Origin of the sequence: Methylobacterium sp. WL19, from assembly GCF_008040005.1 — a bacterium.
Classification (GTDB): Bacteria; Pseudomonadota; Alphaproteobacteria; order Rhizobiales; family Beijerinckiaceae; genus Methylobacterium; species Methylobacterium bullatum.
Window position 1 is genome coordinate 22,542 of the sequence record NZ_VRVC01000061.1, and the last position, 6,822, is coordinate 29,363.

General features: G+C 50.4%; 3 protein-coding genes. 1 reads left to right on the forward strand and 2 read right to left on the reverse strand.

What is annotated here, in order from left to right; all coding sequences use genetic code 11:
* Positions 1-410: 410 nt before the first annotated feature.
* On the reverse strand, positions 411-2,297 hold the full coding sequence (locus tag FV220_RS13640; RefSeq protein WP_147832023.1) for a hypothetical protein: 1,887 nt from the start codon (positions 2,295-2,297) through the stop codon (positions 411-413).
* Between the two features lie 964 nt (positions 2,298-3,261).
* Positions 3,262-4,464, reverse strand: a complete 1,203-nt coding sequence (locus FV220_RS13645; protein ID WP_246689459.1) for a site-specific integrase — start codon at positions 4,462-4,464, stop codon at positions 3,262-3,264.
* A 725-nt stretch (positions 4,465-5,189) separates the two neighbouring features.
* On the opposite strand from FV220_RS13645, the gene FV220_RS13650 reads away from it, so the two are divergent.
* Positions 5,190-6,374, forward strand: coding sequence for a GSCFA domain-containing protein (locus FV220_RS13650; protein ID WP_147832027.1), 1,185 nt, complete (start codon positions 5,190-5,192; stop codon positions 6,372-6,374).
* The last annotated feature ends 448 nt before the right edge of the window (positions 6,375-6,822 follow it).

The following is a 6,822-nucleotide window of genomic DNA, read 5'->3' on the forward strand; positions in this document are numbered from 1 at the left end:
GAGCGCCGCGCGCGAGCTTGGGCTCAGCCCAGCGACACTCCGCCGGCTATGCAAGGAAGGGATCGGGCCGACACTCCTACAGATCAGCACCCGCAGGCTAGGTGTCCGCCGTGGCGATCTAGATGCATGGGTTGAGAGCCGCAAGGTAACTACTCAAAGCGGGGTAGCGTCGTAATTATTACTGGCTGTTATTTATGATAAATGCTGACTGACGCTCAAATTTTCACATACAATAACTATATCTAATATATATCTTAATATTTAAGTCTGGTATCAACCTAATTATGATCAAACTTTAACATATTGGCGAAATACCATGAGAAAACGTTCAATGTCATCATCTAAACTATCAATCGCCATATTGTAGAACGAATTTCATCATCTCAACAACCGGATTTATCAGCCAGAAATCATTTATTCATGAACTCTTGCGGTCGAACAACTGGGTTGGGCATAATTCCTCTGACGCCAAATTCAGAAAGAAGATCTTTCGGACTGTATTTTCCTTTAAGAAAATGGACATTTAAATCCTTTCCGGCCATGATTGTAATCATAAACGCGCGTTCGCTGAATGATCTGCGAATATCAATAGTGGTATCACCAAGGAACTGAAGTGTATCCGCGAAACCACAGTTATCGTTTTCAATCCGAGTAACTGAAAGTATGTTCTCCATAAATTTTCGATCTGCTTTAACACTTTTGTTTACTGCAGAAATCATAGCATAAAGCTTTATAATACTAACATCAACACGATTTTGTGCATTGGGATAATTGCGGTACACCAACCTGATTACACCGAGATCATTATCTGCACCTAATACCTCGACATAGCCATCTTGTAGCTCCCCGATCTTACAACTCTCACATGATTTACCTTCTTCAACATAAGTAGCTCCAAGGGCCGTCATCACATTTGACGAAGACACGCCAAGGCCCTTAGCCGGGAAATAGTCAGGAAAAAGTTCTTTTTCATCGTTTATTAAGCGGTTTAACATGCCACTATACAAAGAGCTGAGGCCAGATAAATCTTCTCCGGTGCTCGCTTGAAACATTTCAAAGAACTTATCACTACGTATAATGCCGTGAGCATGAGTACTTGACGCTAGATAGCTATTCAGTTGCTGCCTTAGAGCTTCTCTCTCGCGCGATCTTAGAATAGGAACATACCCAAATTTTCCAAACATTATGTTATGGGAGTTTCCATATGAGGAGTTAGACACTAACCCGCATGCACGATGATAAATTTGGAAGAATAAATCTTCGTAATGCAGCCCTCGGTAGCCGTCGAATAGCTTAATTAGGGCGTCGTCTCTCATGTATTTTATAGACGCTATAGGAGGCTGACGAAGAAAAACGGTCTGATAAATCCGCACGAGAGATTCATCTGATAATTTTTGTACTTTATAGAGTTCTGCGATTGCCCGAGCAGCAAATTCATCGGCTTTCTGTTCTAAAACCTGAACCTTCTCTCGTGTTCGACGGTCGAAGAAATTAGTGATGAGTGAATAAAAATCACCCTCTGAACCAGCAACCAAATGGCCGACTTCGTGAAATAAAAGCGGAGCAAGAGACGCCTGGACGAGAAACATATTACTGGCAAAATAGGAGTCTGGAAGATTGAAAGTTTGTCCTGCCAACGAAACAGCCCGACCAAGCATCAATGGGTCTGGTAAGTTGTTGCGCCTTGAAAACAAAGCCTCAAACCGATCTATGTCAGAGAGTATTCCGGCTACTCTGCCTGATCGTGCCATCAAAAAGGATGTCATTGGCCGATCCTCGGCTCGCCTTTTCGTCGTAAGTAAATCAATCCCAACTCGGGTTGACTCTGCTCTATAATTAACGTCAATTTGTGCATTGTACGCCAAAATCGACAGAAGATCATTGTCTATAAAAATACTATCGGGAGGTACGGCTCTAGCGTTTCGACGAATGTTTGTTAGGGCACGTTTAGTATCTTGATCAACAATCTGCTTCAGATCTAATGCAGCATTGATCAAATATATGTTTAGGCTTCCTGCTTCATGTGGTTGATTTACGCGAATTGACTGGAATTTCGATCTAATAGTTGGAGTATCATTCAATAATGCACGCACTGCGGGAGCATGCACTGAAACTAAGCGATCTTTTTCATGAAGTTCAGAAAACTGGGCTAACACAGGTGTATATGATAGAAATAGCACTGATAAAACAGTCAAGAACAAAGATTTATACATAATAAAAACCTCAAACTTTAGATAAAGGTGCCACGGCGCCTCTTCCAAGCACGCTTTGGAAAAAGAAACCGCTCTGATAGGCAAGTAAAAAGCTCAACAAATCACTCGAATTCGCTTCAAGTCGTGAATATAATGCCAACAAAACGACAGGAGTTAGAATAATAGGATAAAATATTAGACGAAGAGCTGATCGAAACATGCTGAGCTTGCTTTTTAGCAGACGTTCAATGTATTCATCGGTTGCTTCAAGTAAATCAAATATGATCTTTGAAAAGATACCTAAAACCGCGCCACATGAGAGTAAAATAGCAAGATTTAGATTTTGCGGGACAACCGGGATTATTTCACCGTCTTGAAAATAATGATCATTTAATTCACTACGGAGATATGCGCCGTAAGTGAAAAATATAATTGATAGCGTGAACCCCGCAATCCCTAGAAGGGGAAGATAAGGTAAGCACGCAAGAACTCGTCTGTACATTGGAGGACCTATAAGTTTGTACTGCGAGAAACAAACACCTGTTTAATATTATGCACCCTACAACGAGCCCAACTCATGGTCCTAAAATCTCATAGTGCAAATCAACATGTGCTTCAATGCAAAAATTATCCTTACGGTAGGTGATGAACCAAATTGTTACACTCGTCATATTTCAAGCTACAGCTTCAAACCGCCGCTGTTCGGGCACATAGCTACGGCCCTCACGTTTCAGCTGTGAGCTTCAGTCTGCCAAGCTGCCCTGTTGCTAAAACATTTGCATGCCGTGTAATGGTTCTAAGAAAAGCACGGGATGTACGTTGAGTTAGTTGCCGCAGTCAGATCCTCCCTATTTAATTCGGCCGGAGTCTGCAATTGCATACCATAGCGACGAGACTTGAACGTACATAGCAGTGTCCTACGTACCAATAAAGATTCCGACCAGTCGCAAGCGCCAGTCTGGCCTAAACGTGTCTGATGCTTATTTTCAATAACCATGACTATAAATCCCACGACCGAGTAGTATCTAAGTGGGAATATACCGATAAATTTTGCAATTCATTACAAAACTCACTTAAAGGTTGATTTGACATCAACAACGGGAAGGATAGTCCGCCCTGTTTTTTCAAACTCGGTTACTTCTGCAGCCCAGAGGTCCAGCGCCGTCCGCTTCTCGGTCGCGTAGATCGCGCGATTATAGATGCCGGCCACGCCCGCGCGATGACCAGAGATGTGGTTCAGCACCGCCTCGACCACGTGCGGTAACACGCCTAACTCGTTCATGCCGGTGGCAGCCGTGCGACGGAGATCGTGGAGGCGCCAGCCCGTCACACCTGATCGCTTGTCGTGCGCAGCCTTTGCCCGTGAGAACCCCTGGAATCCGCCCTCCCCCTGACCGAACACTAGCGTGCGACCCTCGAGCCGTGGGGCCTCGGTCAGTAGGACCAGGGCAGCACCGGACAGCGGCACGTCATGCGGCAGACCGTTCTTCACCCGCTCCGCCGGCAGCTTCCAGACCGCTCCGACCAGATCGATCTCGGCCCAGGCCATGCCAGCGACCTCGTCGCGCCGCTGGCCCGTCAGCAGTAGCAGCCGGACAATCCGACCGAAGTCGTCGTCGCGGCACGCGCCGAGGACGGCCTTGATCTCGTCCTCTGTCAGAACTCGAGCCCGTCTCTCCTCCGGCGCGGGCTTGGGTACGCCGACGACGGGGTTCATGTCGGCGGCGCCGGTCCCAATCAGCCAAGCAAAATGCGCCGACAGCGCCGCCCGCGCGCGGTTGGCCGCATACGGACCGGCATCCCGCGCGATCTCGGCGAGACGTGCCGCCACCTGCTTGCGGTCAATCGCGTGGAGCGGCGTCCGGTGGAGCGGCTTCCACACCACCCGCATGTAGCGCGCGGCCTCGCTGAGGCTGGCCGGGCGTAGGTTTGGGGTGACAGCAGTCAGGTACGGCTCGATGCCGTGGCCGAACGTGATCGCGGCGCGGGCGCGTTCCTTGGCCCGTTCGGCATGCGGATCCTCGCCGAGCTTCGCGCGGGCGAGCCGTTCGCCGGCTGCCTTGCGTGCATCGGTCGCCGAGAGCAGCCCGACCCTGCCCAGGCTCTCGCGCTTCGTCTGGCCGAGGGCGTTCCGGTACTGCACTACCCATTGCCGGGAGCCGCCCCCACTTATCCGAAGACCGAACCCCGGCAGGTCGTCATCGAAGACGACGAGGCGGTCTTTGCCCAGCGGAAGCTGCAGCGCGGCGGCAGACTGGTTCGTGAGGCGCATTGATCCCCGCCGGTAAGCACATGGTAAGCGCACGAGATGATGTCAGTGGCTTTCCTGACTCTCAAGTGAGAGGGTATCTCCATAATCGTCAACGAAATCAACGGCTCTTGCTGCCCGGTAAGCGCCTATGGTACCTAGTGAAGCGTAGAGCTTGTGTTTCGTAATGAGGGGGTCGGGGGTTCGAATCCCTCTTGCGGCACCAATCCTGTTTTTCTGTTTAAATTGAGATACTCAACGAAAATTATCGGGTCACGTAGCTAAATTCGGTAGCTGCAGTGTGGTCTGGATCTTCGTCACTTTTATCCCCGGGATTTGAGCGATTGGATCGCTCGCGTGTGACCCCATCACTCAGTCTCGCACGGTGCACGATCACAGGCAAAGACCGTATGGTCGCATTTCGATGCCGCCGTTACTCACTGGAAATATTCGGAAACTGACTGGACCGGAGGGATTGTCGGCCGTGATTAGGGGGGCGGCGACCGGGTCGCTCGGAACAAAAGCACTCGGAAGACAGCTAAGCGAGCGGTGGAATCCTAATCGTCGGCCTCTAGGAGCCGATTGTGGTGTGTGTCGTCGACGGCTCGCCCTGTGCTCATGACGACACAGTCTGCGCCGCTCTGGGCAAGTTCGGATTTCTCACTCGCAGGCTTGTGGTTCGTCTCCTAAGATGCACAACAAACCGGCGATCTAACCGCAGCTGCAATCTTCAGGAGATCAACGTGAGCATGTTGGAATTGGTCTCAGATGGCGTGGCACGTAAGATCAGTGCCAGCTACAGCAATCGTCCGTCCTTATATCCAGACAATAACTCTCTGGAAAAAGATTACGTTGTTGATCGGTATCTGACAAAAGGCTTCATGCCAGCGGTTCCGTTTGTTGCCAGGGACACCCCAATTGTTGCATTTGGGTCTTGCTTTGCCATTAATATCAGCAATTATTTGGACGCTCGGGGTTACAATGTCCTGACCAAGAAGGACAATAAGGCCTACGTCACGAAGATGGGTGACGGCATCGTCCACACATCTGCGATCCGGCAGCAATTCGAGTGGGCCTGGGAGAACGTCTTCCCGACCGAGGCCATGTGGGAGGGGTATAACCACGAGGAGTTTGGCTACTCCGAGGAAGCCCGTCTTGCTACGAAAGCCCTATTTGATGCCGCCGAGGTCTTTATCATCACTCTCGGGCTGTCGGAGATCTGGTACGACGAGCCAACCGGAGAGGTCTTCTGGAGAGCGCCCCCAAAGGCGAAGCTCGACCCGGCCCGACACAAATTCCGCGTCGCCAGTTTTGCGGAAACAAAGATGAACATCTGCAACATTCGCGCGCTGATCGCGAAGTACAACCCAAATGCTAAAGTGGTGATTACAGTCTCACCGATCCCCTTGGCCGCATCCTTCCGTCCGATTTCTTGTCTCTCAGCCAACGCTGCGTCGAAGTCGATCATTCGCGCCGCCGTCGACGAGTTTTATAGAGAAACGAAGGACGGTGACGAGAACCTGTATTACTTCCCGAGCTACGATATCGTTTTGTACGCTTTCGACAACCAATTCATTCCTGACCGTCGCCACATCAATGGACCTGTCCTCGACTTCAACATGAAGATATTTGAGCGCTATTTTTGTACGCCGGGTATCGATGACGCTGAATTGCTCGCATCCTTCCGGGCCGCGCAGGCTAAGGACAAGGACGTCGCCAAAAACGGCCAGCAGTCATTTGTTGATTACCAGAAAGAGAAGCAGAACAGGCGAGAGAAGGCGCTTGCCGAACGGAAAGCCGCTCGCTTGGCAGTCAAGGCCGAACGACGAGCCGCACAAATTGAGGCGCGCAGGGCTTTGCCGCCGACAGCGGAACATCTCGAGCGCCTTGCAAAGCGCAGGGAGCAGAAGGCGTCTGCTAAGAGCGTTAGCTAAACGGCAGCAGATCGGGCTACTTCTTTATTAGATGTAGGCAAGCGCGTTCTGCCTTCGACTTGAGGTTTTGGCCTTCGCTCCCGGGGCGGTCGCATGTCTCTTCCATTACCGCGCGTTCCAAAAGAGCGCTCGCTTCTTTAAGAGCATGGACCGCTAACCTGCGTACTCTGGCGTTGTGTGGCAGGTATGAACCATCGCCATATTCAATGAAGATGTCGCCCCCCATAGACGCTAACCCTGACTTCTATGGACGACATCGTGCGGCAAAATCGTTGTAGAAATTCTGTGGCGAGCTTCACCAACTAGAATACGTTCAAATTAGCTGCAAGCCGAGTGGCGATCACAAATCCTTTTGGTCGCCATCGGTTGAGCGGAGCACAAGATGGGCCGGCGAACGACGCCACAATGGTGCAATACCCAACACTACTTTGGCAGATCGCTCTCAAAG

Excerpts from the sequence above, each read along its gene's own strand:
- FV220_RS13645 (WP_246689459.1), bottom strand. The coding sequence starts at position 4,464 with ATGCGCCTCACGAACCAGTCTGCCGCCGCGCTGCAGCTTCCGCTGGGC.
- FV220_RS13650 (WP_147832027.1), top strand. The coding sequence starts at position 5,190 with ATGTTGGAATTGGTCTCAGATGGCGTGGCACGTAAGATCAGTGCCAGC.